At 51.9% G+C, this 20,334-nt stretch carries 19 protein-coding genes; 3 read left to right on the top strand and 16 right to left on the bottom strand.

What is annotated here, in order from left to right:
* Window positions 1-2: 2 nt before the first annotated feature.
* A complete protein-coding gene (bioP, locus tag FQZ95_RS09020; RefSeq protein ID WP_001196244.1) occupies window positions 3-902 on the top strand; it encodes a biotin transporter in 900 nt (299 codons plus the stop codon).
* Here the strand turns inward: bioP and metR are convergent.
* Window positions 790-1,743, bottom strand: coding sequence for an HTH-type transcriptional regulator MetR (metR, locus tag FQZ95_RS09015; RefSeq protein WP_000573627.1), 954 nt, complete (start codon window positions 1,741-1,743; stop codon window positions 790-792). The two genes, bioP and metR, sit on opposite strands and share 113 nt — an antisense overlap.
* Window positions 1,744-1,860: 117 nt before the next feature.
* Here metR and metE point away from each other — a divergent pair, with 117 nt between their 5' ends.
* A complete protein-coding gene (gene metE / locus FQZ95_RS09010; RefSeq protein WP_160530111.1) occupies window positions 1,861-4,122 on the top strand; it encodes a 5-methyltetrahydropteroyltriglutamate--homocysteine S-methyltransferase in 2,262 nt (753 codons plus the stop codon).
* Between the two features lie 91 nt (window positions 4,123-4,213).
* On the opposite strand, the gene FQZ95_RS09005 is transcribed toward metE, so the two are convergent.
* The 10 genes from FQZ95_RS09005 to FQZ95_RS08960 all read right to left on the bottom strand — a co-directional run bounded on the left by FQZ95_RS09005 (window position 4,214) and on the right by FQZ95_RS08960 (window position 14,441).
* Window positions 4,214-5,011 (bottom strand): fumarylacetoacetate hydrolase family protein, encoded by a 798-nt coding sequence (locus tag FQZ95_RS09005; RefSeq protein WP_105271950.1) that lies wholly within the window; start codon window positions 5,009-5,011, stop codon window positions 4,214-4,216.
* A 176-nt stretch (window positions 5,012-5,187) separates the two neighbouring features.
* Window positions 5,188-6,084 carry a LysR substrate-binding domain-containing protein gene (locus FQZ95_RS09000; RefSeq protein WP_000470717.1) on the bottom strand — a complete coding sequence of 299 codons (897 nt, stop codon included), beginning with the start codon at window positions 6,082-6,084 and terminating at the stop codon, window positions 5,188-5,190.
* Between the two features lie 77 nt (window positions 6,085-6,161).
* Entirely contained in the window at window positions 6,162-7,385 is a 1,224-nt protein-coding gene (locus tag FQZ95_RS08995) for a cytosine permease (RefSeq protein WP_160530110.1), read from the bottom strand.
* 25 nt (window positions 7,386-7,410) lie between these two features.
* Window positions 7,411-7,800, bottom strand: coding sequence for an allophanate hydrolase-related protein (locus tag FQZ95_RS08990; protein ID WP_000214035.1), 390 nt, complete (start codon window positions 7,798-7,800; stop codon window positions 7,411-7,413).
* A 16-nt stretch (window positions 7,801-7,816) separates the two neighbouring features.
* Complete coding sequence (arcC, locus tag FQZ95_RS08985; protein ID WP_046082706.1) at window positions 7,817-8,773, bottom strand: carbamate kinase; 957 nt, start codon at window positions 8,771-8,773, stop codon at window positions 7,817-7,819.
* Window positions 8,766-10,190, bottom strand: coding sequence for a DUF1116 domain-containing protein (locus tag FQZ95_RS08980; protein ID WP_160530109.1), 1,425 nt, complete (start codon window positions 10,188-10,190; stop codon window positions 8,766-8,768). The genes arcC and FQZ95_RS08980 overlap by 8 nt, the downstream gene beginning before the upstream one ends.
* Window positions 10,187-11,746, bottom strand: a complete 1,560-nt coding sequence (gene fdrA, locus FQZ95_RS08975) for an acyl-CoA synthetase FdrA (RefSeq protein ID WP_160530108.1) — start codon at window positions 11,744-11,746, stop codon at window positions 10,187-10,189. The genes FQZ95_RS08980 and fdrA overlap by 4 nt, the downstream gene beginning before the upstream one ends.
* A gap of 94 nt (window positions 11,747-11,840) precedes the next feature.
* Window positions 11,841-12,701, bottom strand: a complete 861-nt coding sequence (locus tag FQZ95_RS08970) for a DUF2877 domain-containing protein (RefSeq protein WP_046082708.1) — start codon at window positions 12,699-12,701, stop codon at window positions 11,841-11,843.
* Window positions 12,702-12,706: 5 nt separating this feature from the next.
* A complete protein-coding gene (locus FQZ95_RS08965; RefSeq protein WP_046082265.1) occupies window positions 12,707-13,375 on the bottom strand; it encodes a cysteine hydrolase family protein in 669 nt (222 codons plus the stop codon).
* A gap of 256 nt (window positions 13,376-13,631) precedes the next feature.
* Window positions 13,632-14,441 (bottom strand): dienelactone hydrolase family protein, encoded by an 810-nt coding sequence (locus FQZ95_RS08960; protein ID WP_105277614.1) that lies wholly within the window; start codon window positions 14,439-14,441, stop codon window positions 13,632-13,634.
* Between the two features lie 261 nt (window positions 14,442-14,702).
* Between FQZ95_RS08960 and udp the strand changes: the two genes are divergently transcribed.
* Window positions 14,703-15,467 (top strand): uridine phosphorylase, encoded by a 765-nt coding sequence (udp, locus tag FQZ95_RS08955; protein ID WP_000045178.1) that lies wholly within the window; start codon window positions 14,703-14,705, stop codon window positions 15,465-15,467.
* A gap of 210 nt (window positions 15,468-15,677) precedes the next feature.
* On the opposite strand, the gene FQZ95_RS08950 is transcribed toward udp, so the two are convergent.
* The 5 genes from FQZ95_RS08950 to FQZ95_RS08930 are packed head-to-tail and all read right to left on the bottom strand — an operon-like array spanning window position 15,678 to window position 20,326.
* Window positions 15,678-17,168, bottom strand: coding sequence for a tripartite tricarboxylate transporter permease (locus FQZ95_RS08950; protein ID WP_160530107.1), 1,491 nt, complete (start codon window positions 17,166-17,168; stop codon window positions 15,678-15,680).
* Window positions 17,169-17,180: 12 nt separating this feature from the next.
* Window positions 17,181-17,687: a tripartite tricarboxylate transporter TctB family protein gene (locus FQZ95_RS08945; RefSeq protein WP_160530106.1), complete on the bottom strand. Its 507-nt coding sequence runs from the start codon at window positions 17,685-17,687 to the stop codon at window positions 17,181-17,183.
* A 16-nt stretch (window positions 17,688-17,703) separates the two neighbouring features.
* Window positions 17,704-18,678: a Bug family tripartite tricarboxylate transporter substrate binding protein gene (locus tag FQZ95_RS08940; protein WP_160530105.1), complete on the bottom strand. Its 975-nt coding sequence runs from the start codon at window positions 18,676-18,678 to the stop codon at window positions 17,704-17,706.
* A 24-nt stretch (window positions 18,679-18,702) separates the two neighbouring features.
* The gene (locus FQZ95_RS08935; RefSeq protein ID WP_001116474.1) at window positions 18,703-19,332 is read right to left on the bottom strand and encodes a 2-dehydro-3-deoxy-6-phosphogalactonate aldolase; all 630 of its coding nucleotides are present in this window, start codon (window positions 19,330-19,332) and stop codon (window positions 18,703-18,705) included.
* Window positions 19,322-20,326, bottom strand: coding sequence for a 2-dehydro-3-deoxygalactonokinase (locus tag FQZ95_RS08930; protein ID WP_160530104.1), 1,005 nt, complete (start codon window positions 20,324-20,326; stop codon window positions 19,322-19,324). Before FQZ95_RS08930 ends, FQZ95_RS08935 begins: the two co-directional genes overlap by 11 nt.
* Window positions 20,327-20,334: the final 8 nt, after the last annotated feature.

Genomic DNA, 20,334 nt, shown 5'->3' with positions numbered 1-20,334 from the left:
TTGTGGCGCTACTTATCATCACCACGATTCTGTGGGCCTTCTCCTTTAGCTTTTATGGCGAGTACCTTGCGGGGCACGTCGATAGCTATTTTGCAGTGCTGGTGCGCGTTGGCCTGGCGGCACTCGTGTTTCTGCCGTTTCTGCGTACCCGTGGCAATAGCCTGAAAACGGTCGGTCTGTATATGCTGGTGGGCGCGATGCAGCTTGGCGTGATGTATATGCTGAGTTTTCGCGCCTATCTCTACCTGACGGTCTCCGAACTGTTGCTGTTCACCGTACTGACGCCGCTCTACATCACGCTGATTTATGACATCATGAGTCAGCGCCGTCTGCGCTGGGGTTATGCTTTTAGCGCCTTGTTGGCGGTGATTGGTGCCGGGATTATTCGCTATGATCAGGTCACCGACCACTTCTGGACTGGCCTGCTGCTGGTGCAACTCTCCAATATCACTTTTGCCATCGGCATGGTGGGTTACAAACGCCTGATGGAAACTCGTCCGATGCCACAGCATAACGCCTTTGCGTGGTTCTATCTTGGCGCGTTCCTGGTGGCGGTGATTGCATGGTTCTTGCTGGGAAATGCGCAGAAAATGCCGCAAACCACGCTGCAATGGGGCATTCTGGTGTTTCTTGGCGTGGTGGCTTCCGGTATTGGCTACTTTATGTGGAACTACGGCGCGACTCAGGTGGACGCCGGAACGCTGGGCATTATGAATAATATGCACGTTCCGGCAGGGCTGTTGGTTAACCTGGCTATCTGGCACCAACAGCCGCACTGGCCAACGTTTATTACAGGCGCGCTGGTGATCCTGGCCTCACTGTGGGTGCATCGTAAGTGGGTCGCTCCGCGCTCTTCACAAACGGCAGATGATCGCAGGCGTGATTGCGCGCTGAGCGAATAAACGCTTCTGTAATCGGCTGACGCTGCTCGCCATCGCGCACGGCGGCGTACAGTCGGCTCCACAAGCCTTCGCCCAGGGTTTTGGTGACCACCAGACCCTGGCGTTCAAAACTCTCCACCACCCAGTGCGGTAGCGCAGCGATGCCCATCCGCGCAGCAACCATCTGAATCAACAACAAGGTGTTATCGACGCTTTTCAGTGACGGGCTAACGCCTGCGGGCTGAAGAAAATGCCGCCAGACATCCAGTCGACTACGCTGCACCGGATAAATTAATAGCGTCTCGCTGGCGAGATCTTCCGGCGTGATTCGCGTTTTTGTCGCCAGTGGATGGTCAGGTGCCAACACCAGACGCACTTCATAATCGAACATCGGCGAATAATGCAGGCCACTGCGCGGCAAAATATCGGAGGTCATCACCAGATCCAGCTCACCCTGCTGCAACGCGGGCTGCGGGTCAAACGTCACGCCCGATTTAAAATCCATCTCCACCTGCGGCCAGTTCTTATGGAAATTTTCTAACGCGGGCGTCAGCCACTGAATACAGCTATGGCACTCAATGGCAATGCGCAGGCGCGTCTGCTGCGGTTCATTGCAGGCTTGCAGTGCCTGGCTGATTTGCGGCAGCACCTGATTCGCCAGTTGCAACAGGATTTCTCCCTGCGGTGTAAAGCGAAGCGGCTGGCTTTTACGCACAAATAGCCGGAAGCCAAGGCGTTGTTCCAGATCGCTAAACTGGTGAGACAGGGCGGATTGCGTTTGATGCAACGTCGCCGCAGCGGCTGCGAGTGAGCCGCAGTTCCGCAACGCTTGTAGCGTTTTCAGGTGTTTTACTTCGATCATGAAAGTCCTTCACTTCGGCATGAATAATTTGCGCTTGAGGAATATACAGTAACCGCCAATTATGGATGTGTAAACATCTGGACGGCTAAATACTAAAAATTCCATAAGGGGCATATAATGACAATTCTTAATCACACCCTCGGTTTCCCTCGCGTTGGCCTGCGTCGCGAGCTGAAAAAAGCGCAAGAGAGTTATTGGGCGGGGAACTCCACGCGTGAAGAACTGCTGGCGGTAGGGCGTGAACTGCGTGCCCGTCACTGGGATCAACAAAAGCAAGCGGGTATCGACCTGCTGCCGGTGGGCGATTTTGCCTGGTACGATCATGTACTGACCACCAGTCTGCTGCTGGGTAACGTTCCGCCACGTCATCAGAACAAAGATGGTTCGGTAGATATCGACACCCTGTTTCGTATTGGTCGTGGACGTGCGCCGACTGGCGAACCTGCGGCGGCAGCGGAAATGACCAAATGGTTTAACACCAACTATCACTACATGGTGCCGGAGTTCGTTAAAGGCCAACAGTTCAAACTGACCTGTACGCAGCTGCTGGAGGAAGTGGACGAGGCGCTGGCGCTGGGCCACAAGGTCAAGCCCGTGCTGCTGGGACCGGTTACCTACCTGTGGCTGGGTAAAGTGAAAGGTGAACAGTTTGATCGCCTGAGCCTGCTAAACGACATTCTGCCGGTTTATCAGCAAGTGTTGGCAGAACTGGCAAAACGTGGCATTGAGTGGGTACAGATCGACGAACCGGCTCTGGTGCTGGAACTGCCGCAGGCGTGGCTGGACGCCTATAAACCCGCTTACGACGCGCTCCAGGGCCAGGTGAAACTGCTGCTGACCACCTATTTTGAAGGCGTAACGCCAAACCTCGACACCATTACTGCGCTGCCTGTTCAGGGGCTGCATGTCGATCTCGTACATGGTAAAGATGACGTTGCTGAACTGCACAAGCGTCTGCCTTCTGACTGGCTGCTGTCTGCGGGTCTTATCAATGGTCGTAACGTCTGGCGCGCCGATCTTACCGAGAAATATGCGCAAATTAAGGACATTGTCGGCAAACGTGATTTGTGGGTGGCATCTTCCTGCTCATTGCTGCACAGCCCTATCGACCTGAGTGTGGAAACGCGTCTTGATGCGGAAGTGAAAAGCTGGTTTGCCTTCGCCCTGCAAAAATGCCATGAACTGGCGCTGCTGCGCGATGCGTTGAACAGTGGTGACACGGCAGCTCTGGCAGAGTGGAGCGCTCCGATTCAGGCGCGTCGTCACTCTACTCGTGTACATAATCCGGCAGTAGAAAAGCGTCTGGCGGCGATCACCGCCCAGGACAGTCAGCGTGCGAATGTCTATGAAGTGCGTGCTGAAGCCCAGCGTGCGCGTTTTAAACTGCCCGCGTGGCCGACCACCACGATTGGCTCTTTCCCGCAAACCACAGAAATCCGTACCCTGCGTCTGGATTTCAAAAAGGGTAATCTCGACGCCAACAACTACCGCACGGGCATTGCGGAACATATCAAGCAGGCCATTGTCGAGCAGGAACGTTTAGGTCTGGATGTGCTGGTACATGGTGAGGCCGAGCGTAATGACATGGTGGAATACTTTGGCGAGCACCTCGACGGATTTGTCTTTACGCAAAACGGTTGGGTACAGAGCTACGGTTCCCGCTGCGTGAAGCCACCGATTGTCATTGGTGACGTTAGCCGCCCGGCACCGATTACTGTGGAGTGGGCGAAGTATGCGCAATCGCTGACCGACAAACCGGTGAAAGGGATGCTGACTGGTCCGGTGACCATTCTCTGCTGGTCGTTCCCGCGTGAAGATGTCAGCCGTGAAACCATCGCCAAACAAATTGCGCTGGCGCTGCGTGATGAAGTGGCCGATCTGGAAGCGGCTGGAATTGGCATCATCCAGATTGATGAACCGGCGCTACGCGAAGGTTTACCGCTGCGTCGCAGCGACTGGGATGCCTATCTTCAGTGGGGCGTGGAGGCTTTCCGTATCAACGCTGCCGTAGCGAAAGATGACACGCAAATCCACACTCACATGTGTTACTGCGAGTTCAACGACATCATGGATTCGATTGCGGCGCTGGATGCTGACGTCATCACAATCGAAACCTCGCGTTCCGACATGGAGTTGCTGGAGTCGTTTGAAGAGTTTGATTATCCGAATGAAATCGGTCCTGGCGTCTATGACATTCACTCGCCAAACGTACCGAGCGTGGAATGGATTGAGTCCCTGCTGAAGAAAGCGGCAAAACGCATTCCGGCAGAGCGTCTGTGGGTCAACCCGGACTGTGGTCTGAAAACGCGCGGCTGGCCAGAAACCCGCGCGGCACTGGCGAACATGGTGCAGGCGGCGCAGAATTTGCGTCGGGGATGATAATAAGAACGGAGGCGAAAGCCTCCGTGATTGATCAAACGGCGATATTTTCAGGAATCTCATCAATAATCCGGTTATATAAACAACCGATCTATTCGATTTCCACTTCAATGGTATCGCCATCTTTTAAAAATAACGGTGGCGTGCGTTTCTTCCCAACCCCGCCAGGAGAACCCGTTAAAATCACGTCGCCGGGGACTAACTGGCAAAAGGTGCTGATATAGGCAATCAGCTCTGGAACGCTGTGTATCATATTGAGCGTGTTTTCGTTTTGAACTTCCACGCCATTAAGACGCGTTTTGATACAAAGCGTATTGGGATCTTTAATTTCGTCACGCGTTACCAACCACGGACCGAATCCCCCGGTTGAGGGCCAGTTTTTCCCGGCGGTAAACCAGGCGTGTTGCCAGTCACGGGCAGAGCCATCCATATAGCAGCTATATCCCGCAATATGTTGCAGTGCATTGTCTGCTGAAATATTGCGCCCACCTTTTCCAATCACCAGTGCCAGCTCACCTTCATAGTCAAATTCCTGACTGGCTGCGGGTTTGATGATGTTTCCCATATGTCCACATTGCGAATCAGGGAAACGCACAAACAACGTCGGTGCCGGATCTTCTTCATCAAACTCCAGACGCTTCTCCTGATAGTTCATCCCAACACAAAGAATTTTTTGCGGATCGGGTATCAGCGGTAAAAAGGTGATGTCGTCCAGCGGATAGTTGATTTCCAGTGTGGTCAGGGTCGAAGGAGGAATATTTTCCAGTACTTCCAGAAATGACCGTAAGGTTGGGTATTGTGGAAAATGCAGCGTTAAATCCGTCACGCCGCTATCCTGGAGGATCCCATAACGATGGGCGTTATTGTGGGTAAAACTAACGAGTTTCATTAATAGCTCACGGGATAATCATCAGATAACAGGAGATCTGCAGGAAGGTGGGCCAGAAACCCGGTAGTCATCAGCAATCCATGCAGTTCGGGTATTACAATCAAAAGCCCATTGTGGTTATGACGCCACCACACTGGAAGCTATTTTGTTATGTGTGTCAGGTATTAAGGGACTTTTCAGGAGCAGAAAATTAATTGCGGATTTCTTAAATATTCTATGCACCACTGACAGGCTTTGCCCATACCATCGGAACGAGCGGCAAGAAATAACTTGGTGGCGTGTTTATGTTCGCGCATTGGCTTTTTAAGCAATTTACCGCTGTTCAATAACGGCAATGCCAGATGATGTGGAATATAACCAATACCGACGTTTTGTTCTATTAAGGCGATTGCCGTAGCGAAGTCAGGAACAAAAATCGGTTTTTGTCCTTCCAACAGCCAGGCTTGCATCGGGGGGAAGTTAACGGAGGTATCGCGGATACAAACCGCTGGATAATGACGCAATTCACTGTTTTCTAATGGATGCCGCTTCGCTGCCAGTGGGTGGAGTGGGCTGACGACAAAATCCCATTCCATTTGTCCGACCGGTTCGCTAATGATGCCTTCACTGCTTGGCACTGCATGAGGAGCACCGTAGACCAGATCAGCACGCTTACTGTACAGCGCATCCCAGCAGCCGTTGTATACCTCAAGATCTACCGTCAGTGTTGTTGATGTGAATTGCCGTTCAAAATCTCGAATAAATGCCACCAGCAAATCACCAGGAATAATATTGTTCACCGCAATTGTCAGTTCACGTTCAATACCATCGTGAATCAGCACTGTGTTGCGCTTTAATGCTTCCAGGTCGCCAAGAATAGTTTTGCTATGTTCGATGAAGTAACTTCCCGCTGGCGATAATTCAATATAGCGTCCCTTACGAATGAACAGTTCAACGCCCAGGCTCTCTTCCGCTTTCTTGATGGTGTAACTGATGGCGGAAGGGACTTTATTTAACTGCTCGGCTGCGGTGGTAATGCTCTGGTGTCTGGCGACCAGATGAATAACACGAAGCGTTTCGTCTGAGATGAACATAAGGCTCCCTGGTCAGTGGTAAAGTGGCTGAATCTCTCCAGATTCAGCCGTAATCATTGCCTGAGTATACCCAGGAATTAGCGGTGTTGACTTGCCCGACTGAGAATCGCATACGCGATACATGCCACCAGAATCGAGTCTACTGAAGGGATCGTCGTCAGGGTGAATAAGCCTTTTACGGTCATAAAGCCAACCGCTGCGCCTATGATCCATGCTGCGAATGTCAGCACTTTAATCTGTGACTCCTGGGCTAACACTGACTCTTGATAGCCATTACGGCGATAAAGGAAAAAGTCAGCGATATAAATTCCGGCAACGGGTGGCGTGGCGATACCCAGGAACAGCAGAAACGGAATAAACCACGCCATAATATCCATACTGCCTACGATGGCGGAAAGGATACCCAGCGCCACGGTAATCTGCCATTTGGGAAAGCGGGTAAGCAGTGTGGAAACCACCAGCGTGCCCTGGAACATATTGCCCGCGTTACCGGTGACGCAGGCGAAAATCAACAACAGCGCCGCAGGCAGAACCGCACCGAATACCGCCATCGCACCCAGTAAAGATCCCTGACCACTAATGGCGCTCGGCGTTGCACCCGCCCAGTAGAGCAGAGGGTAGGCAACCAGAAACGTCACGCCTGCGGCAATCAGCGCATGTTTGCGGTTATGCACAAAACTACCGAAATCAGGCAGTGTGGCAACCAGCACAATAATGGTGCCAACAACGGTGGAAACAGCGACACCCGTATTCATCTCCACAATCACCGCTGGTGCTGCCACTTCGGTATGGGTTGCCACATAGAGGATGTAACACAGCACCAGCGCGATAACCGGCACGGCAACCTGGGCAATTTTTCCCAGAACGGCAAAACCAAATGCTGTAGAGGCGACAAAAATGACACAGCCAGCAGCCACTAACAGTGCTAGTGGAACTTCCAGTCCATGTTGAGCCAGTAAGTCATGTACCGAATGACCAAACATATTGGCGGTAACGGCAATCCAGCCGAACAGACTTATCGCCATCAAAATGTTAATGGCGATGGCCCCTTTTTCGCCAAACGAATATTTCACAATGCCATACGTTGGCAGGCGGGCTTTTTCTCCCACGCTAATGGTGATGGCTGAAAGTAAGGTCAGAATGACGCCGCCTAACAATACGACGCTAATTAAACTGCCGCTGGAAAGTTGATTGCCGAGGCTTGAGGATGACAACAGCACAGGTGTGACGGCAATACCCAGTAAAATCATGGCAATACGCAATCCTGATGCTGTATTCAGATTCTCTTCTTTTTTACGCATAGTATGTTCCCTTTAAAAATGCGCGTTACACAGTATGAAAATGCCCGGTGTATTTGCGCCAGCTACCCAGTTCTGTAATTTCCCGTTGGCCTTCGGTCAGCCAGTTTTCTGCCAGTACGCCCAGCACTTCGCTACCATCGGCAAGTTTGATTTTGCCAATTGCCAGCCCAGCGGGTTCGCTCATTAACAGAGCGGCAAAACTGGCCAGTGGTAATTGCCAAATTTCTACGTCGACGTGTGTTCCACCTTCATTCACGCGAATCATTCCCGGATGACGATCGTTAATACTCCACAACCTGTAATGGGCGTCAGTTCGGTCTTCACGGACAAAAATGCCGCCCGCTTTTTGCATATTTGGGTTGAGTTCCAGGCCACGCATCAGCGTTCCGTTAACGGCTAAAAGTGTTGTAGTCATTGAGTTCTCCAGAGAATTAAAGGGTTATCCATGTGCCGCTCTGATGCGAAAGGGCTGCTTTTATGGTTTGCGGTGAAGTAATCAGGCCGCTGGCCTGTTTGCCTTGTTGTTGGCTGGCATTGATGAAATCAACAATGGCTTCCACTTTGGGCTGCATACTGCCGACACCAAACTGACCTTCCCGTAACAGCGTTTGCGCTTCGGCAACGCTGATAGCGTCGAGCCACTGTTGTTGTGGTGTACCAAAGTTAATCGCCACTTTTTCTACACCGGTGGGGATCACCAGCAGATCTGCACCTAACTGACTGGCGAGCAGCGCGGAGGCCAGATCTTTATCGATCACGGCTTCCACACCTTTCAGTTGTTGTCCGTCTCGCACCACCGGAATACCGCCACCGCCGCAGGCAATAACCAGATATCCTTGGCGCACCAGGTGAGCGATGGTGTCGTGCTCAATAATTTCCAGTGGCGCAGGAGAGGGAACTGTACGCCGCCAACCACGCCCGGCGTCCTCCATCAGCGTCCAGCCGAGTTGCTGTTGGCGTTGTAGGGCCGTTGCTTCATCGAGAAACGCGCCAATCGGTTTACTGGGGCTGGTGAAAGCATCGTCATGTGGGCAGACTCGCGTTTGTGTCACCAGCGCAATTACCGGTTTGTTTATGCCACGGCGAGCCAATTCGTTATGCAGCGCTTTCTGGAACATGTAGCCAATTGCACCTTGTGTATCACCCACGGCGTAATCAAGTGGAACCGGAGAAACTTCGTTACTGGCGAGTTCAGAGCGGCGCAGAATAAAGCCCACCTGCGGGCCATTACCGTGGGTAAGCACCAGGTCCCATCCGGCTTCAACCATATCAACGATATGCTGCACGCTTTCCATCACTGCAACATATTGATCGGGAATACTATTGCGTTGCTCGTCCTGAATGAGCGCATTGCCGCCAACTGCGACAACAGCCAGTGGCTTAACCATGATGGTTCTCCTTTGCGACGATCTCAGACAGTGCACGTACAGCGGCGACAAAACAGGCCATCGGCGCAGTGGTGATCCCGGCACCAATTTGCCCGACCCCCGCTTGTTTGTGGGCGATACCCGTATTGATGACCGGTAAAATGCCGCGATCGGTCACTTTACGCGCATCAATCCCTGCTGCGGTGGGGGCAAAATTGAGGGCAGGAAGTGTAAATGCGGGGTTACCACCGAGGGTGATTGCTTGCATCCTACGGCTGTTATTGGTGGCATCGGCAGGGGTGCCTCCCACAAATTTGACGATCGCTGGAGATGACGCCATCGCGAAGCCACCCACACCTGCGGTTTCGGTAATTGCGCTATCACCCAGGTCAGCAGCGGCATCGTCGACGCCAAATCCGGGGAAGAACAGACCTTCAACTGCATTGGCAGGAGCCTGGAACCAGCGATCGCCAGTACCGGAAAGCCGAATACCAAAATTCACCCCGTTACGCGCCATCACCGTAACCATTGAACTGAACGGTACATTGGCGGCGGCATCCATCATCGCTTTACAGGCAGCCATCGACAGATTGAGGAAGAAGTGATCGTTACTGGTGATAAATGCCACGACGCGCTGGATATGTTCCTGTGGAAGAGAGCAGGCCAGCAATGCCGGGAGCAGGCGCTTAATCAGCAAACCGGTAGCGGCAGCATTGCGGTTATGAACTTCATCCCCCATATGCAGCGCCTGCGCCATTAATGGCTTGAGTTCCAGCTCGCCGTGTTGTGCGATTGCTGCTTTCATTGCCGGTGCCAGTTCATCGCGCATCCAGGCCAGACGATTGAGAACTTCATCGTTATTGGCACCAAAACGGAGAACCTTACCCAGACCTTCATTGAAATTGCTAAAAGTACGGTGGCCGTTGGTTTTGTTTTCTACCACCCATAACGGCATCGACGGGCTGATGATGCCTGCCATTGGTCCAACCGCGTGATAATGATGACAAGGGGCAAGGTCGATTTCGCCTGTGTTTATCTGGTTTTCAGCGTCTTGCTGGCTGGTGGCCCAACCTTCGTACAGCATGGCACCAATAATCGCCCCTTTTACCGGACCACACATCTCTTCCCAGGCAATCGGCGGGCCAGAGTGCAAAATACGTTTTTGTTCAGCCATTGCTGGAATGGCCTCTTTAGCGAGCATGACATCCACCAGCACGGGTTGTGCTTCGAGATAACATGTCATGGCGATTTGATTGGCATTTTCTACTAGTGGATGACGTAGCAACGATGCCAGATCCAATCCAGCGTCAATATCGCCTTGTGCTGGTGGCTGCCAGTTGAGTGCAATTGCGCTTCCCCCGGCATGTTGAATATTGTCAGCAAAACTGTGTAGTCCCGCGTTCACGACCTTCAAAGGCTGATTAAATAAGGTATTCATGCGTTTAGCCCCTTTTTCTGCAACTGAGTCTGCGCAACGGCGCTGGCCCATAGCGCCGCCTGTGCATTGCTGCTGGCAATGATGATGCCCGCATTTTGTAGTGCGCTTATCTGCTGACTGCGTATTTGCGGATCAGCTTCCGTTCCGCAAACGTGCGCAATCAGCAACGGTGCGTTATTCATGTCGATGTGTGAAAGTTGGTCCAGTAATTCGCTGGCAGGCGTAGCGGAAGCGCCATAACCAAGTACCAGGTCGAATAACACGACGGCAGTGTGTGAGTCGTTGAGTTCGTTGAGCAGACGTTGATTGCGCAGAGTCGGGTCGATCATTGGATGCGGTTTGCCACGGGTGAAATCATCGTCGCCCATATCGATCAGCGTGTGACCTTCGCTTTGCCAGATATTTGCCAGAGTACGATTACCCGCAACTGGCGTATTGGAGGCGGCGCTGAATCCCTTTTGCTGGCAGATAAGTTGCGCTTCGTAACAGAAGGTTCCTCCGGCGAAAACACCGCGTATCGCCTGGCGATGGGCTGGCAGACGCTGGCAGGCGTTTTGTAACATTGTGAGATCGTCGCAGGAAATCTCGGTCTCGACAGTCGGAAGTGGCTGATCATTCAGTACTGCCACGGCGATATTTGCGGCGCTGGCAAGTGTGGCGGCAGCGGTGATATTGGGACGTGCCAGATCATGCGGATTCGCACCGAGGAAATTCACCACCACGGGTTTTCCACAAGCCTCGGCGCGCTCCAGAATAGCCCGGGCAACGATCGGTGAAGGCGGTTTTGAAATAAGCACAATCACGCGAGTTTCATCGTCTTGCGCCAGCGCATCTAAAGCGAAGAGCATCGATATTCCACCAATCTCTTCACTGAGATCATGCCCGCCTGTTCCCAACGCCTGAGAAATACCCGCTCCGAGCTGGTCGATTCGGCAAGTCACTTCCTGTAGCCCGGTGCCTGACGCGCCAATAACACCAATTGCTCCGCGTTTCACCACATTAGCGAAGCCTAACGGAATGCCGTTAACAATGGCGGTTCCACAGTCAGGTCCCATTACGATGCGCTGACGTTCTCGGGCAAGTGTTTTGATGGATTTTTCCTGCCCGATACTGACGTTATCGCTGAACATCATCACGTTCATTCCGAGGTTTAACGCTTTAATTGCTTCGGCGGCGGCGTAGTCTCCCGGTACAGAAATGAGTGCCAGGTTGGCTTCGGGTTCGGCTTCCAGTGCCATTTCCAGGCTGACATTTTCCGGTGTTTTAATGCCACTATCCGTTTCATCATCAGGTTTGCTGGTCAGACGTTGCTGGGCCAGTATCAGTGCTTCATTGCAAATATCTTCTTCACCCATGACTGCAATCACTAAATCATTGGGACTGGCGTTGATTTCGTTACCCAGACCCGCATCGCGCAATTGTTCGAGATTATTGGGTGTTCCCATGACGACCGAGGCCTGTTGAATACCGGGCAACTTACTGATTTGCGCGGAAATCTGCATCAGAGAAACCGAGTCCTGATAAAGATTGCTGAAAACTTTATATTTAACTTTCATGCTGTTACGCCTGTTTTATTCCGCCCGATAGCAAAATTCGGGCAAAGCATCCCCGTGTAGCGCCATAAATGGGCTACGGGAGAAAAGGTTGAAATCAATTCATGGTGTTCAGGGTTCGAAAGCCATGCAGCATTCCTGCAAGGCAATCTACTCCTGACGTTGCGCCAAATTGCATGACCTGTTCTGCACAGGATGCGATTGTCATTTCCGATGCGCCCCCAACCAGTTGTGCGAGTAACTGGCAAATCGGTTCTGAAAAATGCCCCTGAAGCGCACGCTCCAGATAATGACGACTGATATCCGTGGTGTTGTGCGCATGTTGATCAATTGCCTGCTGCAACCGGTATTGATGATCGGCAAGTGTTGCAGGGAGTTGCCATAACCAGAGCGCTGCCAGATAGCCCAACAAATAGTCATCTCCATCGGGCGTTAAGCCTTTACCAAAGCCGATCAGTTGTGGCACCTGGCGTTCCAGTGCATCTGGATGTTCCATAATCGCTAATCCCTGGTGCGTGAGACTATCCGGCAGGTGCAATGTGCTTTGAACGTTATGCTCCAGACAAAATAAAAGCCGTTGCGATGCCATCGTTGGGTAGTGCTGGAAAACCAAAGGGAATGCCTCAAGTGTCAGCATTCCCCCCACAAATGGCGGTTGCCAAAGTGTTGTGTTATGAAGCACCACGCAAAAGCGAGGTGTTTGTAACAAGCCTGGGGTTAACTGAATGGGATCTGAATGGGCAATCTCTCTTCGCCAGTCCCAATTCTCAGGCAGGTTGACTCTGGCGGCATCAGGGAGATTCAGATACGTTTGCGCACACAACAGAGTGATGAATGTTCCCGCTTCTGAATACAGATTTACCGCATGTTTAAAAGCACTATGCAGACGTAAATCTTGCGTTTCATTTTGCGGGAAAAGATATCCCAACGATGATGCGCAAAGCGTCACCTGTACCATCGGCGTTAGCCTTCCAGACCTGCAATAATGGCTTTGGAATCACTCACCCAACCGAAAATGGCACCTTGTGCTTTGATCATCTCGAGGGCATATTTCTGGAATTCCGGGAAATAGGAGCCGACACAATCTTCCGGGATAATGCATTCATAGCCACGGTCATTTGCTTCGCGCACGGTGGTGGTTACGCAAACTTCGGTTGTTACACCACAAACTATCAGCGTCTTGATACCGTGGTTTTGCAAAATCAGATGTAAGTCGGTTTGATAAAAAGCGCCTTTACCGGGCTTATCAATCACCGGTTCGCCTGTCACTGGGTACAGTTCAGGAATGATGTCATGACCCGCTTCACCTCTGACCAGAATGCGTCCCATCGGTCCTGGTTCACCAATAAAGGTTTTTCCGCCGCGCGTCAGTTTGGCTGGCGGGCAGTCGCTTAAGTCTGCACGATGGCCTTCACGAGTATGAATAACCATAATTCCTTTTTGACGTGCGGCTGCCAGCACCTCTGTACATGGTGCGATAGCCGTGCGTACCAGTGAAACATCATTGCCCAGTGCCTCACCGAAGCCCCCTGCTTCGACAAAGTCACGCTGCATGTCGATCATGACCAGTGCAGTTGTGCGCGGATCAAAAGGTAATTCAAAGGGTTGAGCCTGAAAAATGGATTGCGTCATGGTAAATCTCCTGTCTGATGTTTAAACGATCCAGTTGTTCTGAGAGCGAGTATTCAGGAGAAAAGCGGCATAAAACAGGAAAAAAGTTTGCCGCACAGCAACGAAATTTTTGCATTCAACAGGTGGTGTGATGACGAATGTGAAGGGAGTCAAAGAGTGGCATACAGCAACAAATTTTTTGATGCTGTATGGTTTTGAGATTAAAAAAATCGTTGAAATTGTGTGAGCTTAATCATCAGATTTAGCGGCTATGGCGTTACTTTTTAACACCATACTGCTTAAACCACTCCAGCATTCGCTGCCAGCCATCTTTCGCCGACTCAGCATGATAGCTCGGGCGATAATCGGCGTTGAATGCATGCCCGGCATCCGGGTAGACGATAATCTCTGCTTTCGCATTAGCAGCCCGCAGCGCCTGGCGCATGGTTTCAACGCTCTCCTGCGGAATGCTGTTATCCTGACCACCATATAAGCCGAGAACCGGCGCGTTAAGATCGGTTGCGATATCAACAGGTTGTTTCGGTGAATTCAGCGTCTTATCGCCGGTTAATTTGCCGTACCATGCCACCGCTGCTTTCAGTTGTGGATTATGCGCAGCATACAGCCAGGTGATGCGCCCACCCCAGCAAAATCCGGTGATCATTAAGCGATGAACATCGCCGCCGTTGCGTGACGCCCAACTGGCGACATGATCGAGATCGGCCAGCACCTGCGAGTCAGGCACTTTTGCTACCAGACCGCTAAGCAGCGTAGGGATATCGGCAAAATCATTCGGATCGCCTTCGCGGAAGTAAAGTTCAGGTGCGATAGCCAGATACCCCTCCAGTGCCAGACGGCGACAAATATCGCGGATATGTTCATGCACGCCAAAAATTTCCTGCACTACAATGACCACTGGTAGTAGGCCATCGCTCTGCTTTGGTCTGGCATGGTAAGCAGGCATGTTATCCCCTTGTGAAGGGATAGAGGTGATGCCTGCTACAATCGCGTCATCCGGGGTCTGAACGATGGTCGAAGCGAGAGGTGATGCAGCAGGTGCAAATCCAGATTGTTGTGTTGTTGCCATGGTATTCTCCGTACCCTTATAAAAATGTTGCGCAATGTTAACTATAGTCAGCATGCAACAAATCACATTGCCTGAATCGGCTCATCTTTTATGCAGTCATGCAGAATGAAGAGTGATTTATGTGATTCACATCACTTTTGGTGGGTAAATTTATGCAACGCATTTACATCAAGGTGATGAGTGTCACGAAAAAATGTTAAACCCTTCGGTAAAGTGTCTTTTTGCTTCTTCTGACTAAACCGATTCACAGAGGAGTTGTATATGTCCAAGTCTGATGTTTTTCATCTCGGCCTCACTAAAAACGATTTACAAGGGGCTACGCTTGCCATCGTCCCTGGCGACCCGGATCGTGTGGAAAAGATCGCCGCGCTGATGGATAAGCCGGTTAAGCTGGCATCTCACCGCGAATTCACCACCTGGCGTGCAGAGCTGGATGGTAAACCTGTTATCGTCTGCTCTACCGGTATCGGCGGCCCGTCTACCTCTATTGCAGTTGAAGAGCTGGCACAGCTGGGCATTCGCACCTTCCTGCGTATCGGTACAACGGGCGCTATCCAGCCGCATATTAATGTGGGTGATGTCCTGGTTACCACGGCGTCTGTTCGTCTGGATGGCGCGAGCCTGCACTTCGCTCCGCTGGAGTTCCCGGCTGTGGCTGATTTCGAATGTACGACCGCGCTGGTTGAAGCGGCGAAGTCAATTGGTGCCACCACTCACGTTGGTGTGACGGCTTCTTCTGATACCTTCTACCCAGGTCAGGAACGTTACGATACTTACTCTGGTCGTGTAGTCCGTCACTTTAAAGGTTCTATGGAAGAGTGGCAGGCGATGGGCGTAATGAACTATGAAATGGAATCTGCAACCCTGCTGACCATGTGTGCAAGCCAGGGCCTGCGTGCGGGTATGGTGGCGGGCGTTATCGTCAATCGTACCCAGCAAGAGATCCCGAATGCTGAGACGATGAAACAAACCGAAAGCCATGCGGTGAAAATCGTGGTGGAAGCGGCGCGTCGTCTGCTGAAATAAAAAACGCTCCCTGGCTTAGGGGAGCATTCCGATTGTTGTTAACGTGTCCTTTGTTCATACCGGATGCGGCGTGATCGCCTTATCCGGCCTACAAAAGCATGCAAATTCAATATATTGCATTTCTGTGGTAGGCCTGATAAGCGCAGCGCATCAGGCAATTTAGCGTTTGTCATCAGTCTCATACTCCCCAACGTCGGGGAGCGATATCAATTACTGACGCCGTAAGCGCATAATTTTGCGTATTATTGGCGTCAGTAGCGTAAAGGCTGCCAGTGTCAGCAATGCCAGGGTTATCGGTCGGGTATACAGAAAGTCCAGTGAACCCCCTGAAAGCGACAGCGCACGGCGAAAATTACTTTCTGCCATCGGGCCCATAATCAATGCCAGCACTACGGGTGATGCCGGATATCCTCCTTTCTGCATGAAATAGCCCACCACGCCTGCAATCAGCATAATGCCAACATCAAACAGGCTGTTGTTCAGCGCATAAGTCCCGACCACACAAAGTGCGAGGATCATCGGTGTGAGAATATTGCCGGGGATCTTCACCACGTTACCGATGACTTTCAAAGAGAGCAGTCCAAGAACTAGCAGCATGAAGTAACAGAAGATCATGCCGACAAATAACGTATAAACCATATCGCCGTGGTCGGTAAACATCAGCGGGCCTGGTTGCATTCCCTGTAACGTTAACGCGCCCAGCATGATGGCAGTTACCGCATCGCCTGGAATCCCCAGCGTCAGCATAGGTAACAACGCGCCACCTGTGCAGCCATTTGCGCCTGCTTCACAGGAGGCCACCGCTTTAATCTCACCCTTACCAAAGTTTTCTGGTGTCTTACTGAAACGACGAGTTTCGTTATAGGCAACAAAAGCTGCAATATCTGCCCCCGCACCGGGGATCATGCCGATAAAAACCCCTAATCCTGATGAGCGCAAAATGGTTAATGCGATGCGGCGTAGTGTTTGCCAGGGCAGTAACAGACTGCCGATAGCCACCTTCGCCCCCTGACGAATTTGCTGGTTTTGCTCCATAGAGCGGAATGCTTCTGAAGCAGCAAACAGACCAATCATCACCGGGATAAATGGCACATTCATCAGTTCCACAAACCCGCCCGTAAAGCGTGGAAAACCGCCCATCGGATCGAGGCCTATCGTTGCGATCATTAATCCGCCAATCCCGGTGATCAGCCCTTTAATCAGCGACTCACCGGAAATACTGGCAATAATGCTCAGTCCGAAGGTTGCCAGGGCGAAGGACTCCGAGGCACTAAATTTCAACGCCCAACTGGCAAGTACCGGAGAGAGAAACATCAATACGATAATGCTGAGCGTTCCACCGCTAAAAGAAGAGAACGTGGCGGCACTTAACGCCAGCCCGGCTTTTCCCTGCTTCGTCAGCTCATATCCGTCAATGGCGGTGGCAGCGGCGGCAGGCGTACCGGGAATTTTGAGCAAAATTGCGGTGATAGAACCACCATACACACCACCAAAAAAGACACCGCAAATCATCAACAAGCCAGAAACAGGCTCCATGCCGTAGGTGAAAGGCAGCAAAATCGCCACACCCATGGTCGCTGTCAGGCCAGGCAGAGCGCCAATCATAATACCCAGCATCACTCCAAACGTGGCAAACAGCAGCGCCTGAGGATTACTGAGTAATGTCGAAAACCCCTGAGTTAAAAGTTCACTTTCAAACATTGCAGGCCCCTGTTATTCGAAAAATGTGCCGACAGGCAATGGCACCTGTAACGCTTCGACAAACAGCAACCAGAGGATTGCCGTTAACAGCAGCGCAATACCCGGTGTGAGTGCCCATCGCCTGTAGCCCATCAACGTCATAATGACGATGAGGAAAACAGGAGTAGTAATGAGATAACCGCAGTAGCTCATCGCCACAATATAAAACGCGGTTGCCGCAATTCCTGTTGCCGTTTTCCTTAATGCCGGTTTTTCCTGTTCGTTGGCGCAAGGGACTGGTTTTGCCAGCAAAAGATCGCGTATCACCAGTAAGACAGCGAGCACAATCAGAGCGCAGGCATAGAAAGTAGGGAAGGCACTTGCACCGGGATCCGTTTCAATGGCAGTTGCTGGAAAATCAGCGGCATTAATTATCACCGCGCCAGCAACCACACAAAGTAACAGCGCCACCACCACAGTGGATGAAAAGCGCTTGCGGTGCGGTACGGCGAGTTGAGCAACAGACTGTTTTGTGTTCATCGACCGTACCTCGGGATTATTTTTTCAAGCCCAGCCGAGTTAGTAACTCGTCAAAGTACTTTTCCTGTTCGTTGATTTGGGTCTGGAAGCTGGCACCATCAAGCCATGCATAGTTGAGATTCAACTTTTGCAGTGCATCCTGGAATGCAGGCTCTTCAGCCGTCTCTTTTGCTGCCTTTGCCAGAACATCCACCACATCCTGCGGCGTTTTTTGCGACACAATCAGGCCGCGCCAGGTGCCGATGGAGAGATCAACGCCTTTCTCTTTTAACGTCGGGACGTCAGGCATGGTTTTCATACGTTCATCCGCCATCACTACCAGTGTCTTCAGCTTGCCGCCTTTCACATGATTGATAACTTCACCTGGGCTTACGGAAACCGCTTCAATATGCCCGCCTAACAGGCCTGTAATGGCAGGGGCTGCGCCGTCATACGGGACATGAGAAAACTTCGCGCCCGTTTTGTCTTCCAGTGCAGCTGCCGCCAGATGCCAGATTGCTCCGGTGCCTGAGTTACCAATGCGTACTTTTCCGGGATTCGCTTTGGCGTAAGTCATAAATTCTTCATAGCTATTCCACGGTGCATCGGCACGGACGGTGATAGCCGCAGGATCCGCATTCAGACGGGCAATGGGTTTAAAGTCGCTGGTTTTAAAACGCACCATTCCGAGACTGGGAAGGGTGGTCAGTTCAACCGTGCCTAAACCCATTTTGTAACCGTTAGGGCGGGCAGCGGCGATTTCACTCAGGCCGATAGCGCCGCCACCGCCAGGTTTATTGATAACCCCGATGCTGACGGGCAAAAGGTTTTTGGCGGCATCAGCAAAGGCACGGGCAACCAGATCCGTACCGCCTCCGGCCGCGTAGGGTACGACTAACTCGATCTGTTTGGTTGGCCAGGAGGCCGCCTGCACAGGCGCAGTGCTGAGGGCAGCGCCGGCAAGAAGTACCATTGCAGCCATTTTTTTCGGTAAGGTAAGATGTTTTATCATTGCTTTTATATCCTTATTTATCAGTTATTTGCTATTTAAATTGTTCCATGCGTTCATAAACAGTACTGCATTTTCATAGACTTGCTCTGGCGTCATGCCGGGGCGATATAGCGCAGAACCGAGGCCAAAGCCGTTTGCGCCGTGGCTCAGATAACGCGCCATTGTGTCTGGAGTGATACCGCCAACCGGTAACATCGGAACGGATTGTGGAATAACCGCACGCCAGGCTTTGGTGACTTCAGGCGTAATTTGTTCAGCCGGGAACAGCTTGATGGCATTGGCGCCATGTTCAATGGCAGCAAAAGCTTCGGTGGGCGTAGCGACGCCAGGCGCACAATACATACCCAGCGCACGGGCACGACGGATCACCGCAGTATCGCAATGCGGCATTACGATAATCTGGCCTCCAGCCTCTTTAACCGCGACGACTTGCTCCACCGAAAGCACAGTTCCGGCTCCGACCAGGCAGTCCTTAGGCAGGGCGTCGCGCAGTAAACTGATACTTTGCAACGGCTCCGGCGAGTTCATGGGAATCTCAATCAGGCGAAATCCAGCGGCATACAGCTTTTCACCGATGGCGACAATCTCATCCGGTTTCACGCCGCGTAAAATGGCGACTAACCCGGTTTTTTGCAAAAGCGTATTAAATGGCATGAGTACATTCCCTGGCGTTGGTGGAGAGTAGCCCGGCAGCGTGGGCGATTCGCCATAACCCCTGTTCAGTGGCATTAGGAATGGCGTGTAGCTGTCTGTCGGGAAAAACGTGGCTGAATGCTTGTGAATAGCGGCTGTTCAGAGTGGCGCTACCGATTAAGGCGATCGGTGTTGTGGCGGGTAAATCACGTAGCAAACTGGATGCCAGACCGCATAATTCATGGCCTATCAGTAATCCTGAAAGGTAATCCCCCTGCGAGGACGGCGTAAGATTACTGGTCAGCAGGCGCGAACGGGTCGAAAACAGCGTCGATAATAATCCGGTCTGATGATGCTCTTGTGCTGATTTCAGCCCATGGGTGAAGGCATCCCAGTGCGGTTCATCTCCCGAACGCATGGTGGCACCGAGAATCGAATGGCGGGATAAAACATCAAATAACTCGCCTGTCATAAAGGTTCGGAAATCGGTAATGGTGTTGTTTTCAACTACCGCCCATTTCGCATGTGTGCCAGGTAAGCCAATCAGCACAGGCATACCCTGGCGGATCGCGTTTTGCAGGGCCGGTTCCATCGAGATAGCACCGAAGATTTGTGTCTCTTCGCCACGCATCACTTCGGGCATTTCACCTTCTTTAATCACGCCGGGAATGATGTGCAGCATTGTCTGCTGCTGGTAGATAACAGGCGTCAACTGCTTTGCCAGACCCTCGAGAGTGACCGGGCAAGGTAAATAAGCTGCGGGTTGCCACCCTTGCGCACTGCCGATCATGCCGCAAGCCAGAACCGGGCATGGGGATTGTGCCAGCCAGTCGCCGCAGACACGTAAAAACGTATCGTGGAAAGCGTCCTCACGTGTTGCTGCCTGGGAGGGTAATTTCATGATCCCCCACGGGAATTCACGTTTTTCTTGTGGATTGGGTGAGTCGCCAAAACGCCATGCCCGAAGCGATGACGTTCCCCAGTCCAGGGCAATAAATGAGGTGTTTCCCGACATTAGCCGTT

Source organism: Escherichia sp. HH41S (assembly GCF_009820115.1).
Classification (GTDB): Bacteria; Pseudomonadota; Gammaproteobacteria; order Enterobacterales; family Enterobacteriaceae; genus Escherichia; species Escherichia coli_F.
This window is presented reverse-complemented; position numbering and strand designations above follow the sequence as displayed.

What these genes read in the sequence shown, in the direction of transcription:
- metR (WP_000573627.1), bottom strand. Translation starts at nt 1,743, where the DNA reads ATGATCGAAGTAAAACACCTGAAAACGCTACAAGCGTTGCGGAACTGC.
- metE (WP_160530111.1), top strand. Translation starts at nt 1,861, where the DNA reads ATGACAATTCTTAATCACACCCTCGGTTTCCCTCGCGTTGGCCTGCGT.
- FQZ95_RS09005 (WP_105271950.1), bottom strand. Translation starts at nt 5,011, where the DNA reads ATGAAACTCGTTAGTTTTACCCACAATAACGCCCATCGTTATGGGATC.
- FQZ95_RS09000 (WP_000470717.1), bottom strand. Translation starts at nt 6,084, where the DNA reads ATGTTCATCTCAGACGAAACGCTTCGTGTTATTCATCTGGTCGCCAGA.
- FQZ95_RS08995 (WP_160530110.1), bottom strand. Translation starts at nt 7,385, where the DNA reads ATGCGTAAAAAAGAAGAGAATCTGAATACAGCATCAGGATTGCGTATT.
- FQZ95_RS08990 (WP_000214035.1), bottom strand. Translation starts at nt 7,800, where the DNA reads ATGACTACAACACTTTTAGCCGTTAACGGAACGCTGATGCGTGGCCTG.
- arcC (WP_046082706.1), bottom strand. Translation starts at nt 8,773, where the DNA reads ATGGTTAAGCCACTGGCTGTTGTCGCAGTTGGCGGCAATGCGCTCATT.
- FQZ95_RS08980 (WP_160530109.1), bottom strand. Translation starts at nt 10,190, where the DNA reads ATGAATACCTTATTTAATCAGCCTTTGAAGGTCGTGAACGCGGGACTA.
- fdrA (WP_160530108.1), bottom strand. Translation starts at nt 11,746, where the DNA reads ATGAAAGTTAAATATAAAGTTTTCAGCAATCTTTATCAGGACTCGGTT.
- FQZ95_RS08970 (WP_046082708.1), bottom strand. Translation starts at nt 12,701, where the DNA reads ATGGTACAGGTGACGCTTTGCGCATCATCGTTGGGATATCTTTTCCCG.
- FQZ95_RS08965 (WP_046082265.1), bottom strand. Translation starts at nt 13,375, where the DNA reads ATGACGCAATCCATTTTTCAGGCTCAACCCTTTGAATTACCTTTTGAT.
- FQZ95_RS08960 (WP_105277614.1), bottom strand. Translation starts at nt 14,441, where the DNA reads ATGGCAACAACACAACAATCTGGATTTGCACCTGCTGCATCACCTCTC.
- udp (WP_000045178.1), top strand. Translation starts at nt 14,703, where the DNA reads ATGTCCAAGTCTGATGTTTTTCATCTCGGCCTCACTAAAAACGATTTA.
- FQZ95_RS08950 (WP_160530107.1), bottom strand. Translation starts at nt 17,168, where the DNA reads ATGTTTGAAAGTGAACTTTTAACTCAGGGGTTTTCGACATTACTCAGT.
- FQZ95_RS08945 (WP_160530106.1), bottom strand. Translation starts at nt 17,687, where the DNA reads ATGAACACAAAACAGTCTGTTGCTCAACTCGCCGTACCGCACCGCAAG.
- FQZ95_RS08940 (WP_160530105.1), bottom strand. Translation starts at nt 18,678, where the DNA reads ATGATAAAACATCTTACCTTACCGAAAAAAATGGCTGCAATGGTACTT.
- FQZ95_RS08935 (WP_001116474.1), bottom strand. Translation starts at nt 19,332, where the DNA reads ATGCCATTTAATACGCTTTTGCAAAAAACCGGGTTAGTCGCCATTTTA.
- FQZ95_RS08930 (WP_160530104.1), bottom strand. Translation starts at nt 20,326, where the DNA reads ATGTCGGGAAACACCTCATTTATTGCCCTGGACTGGGGAACGTCATCG.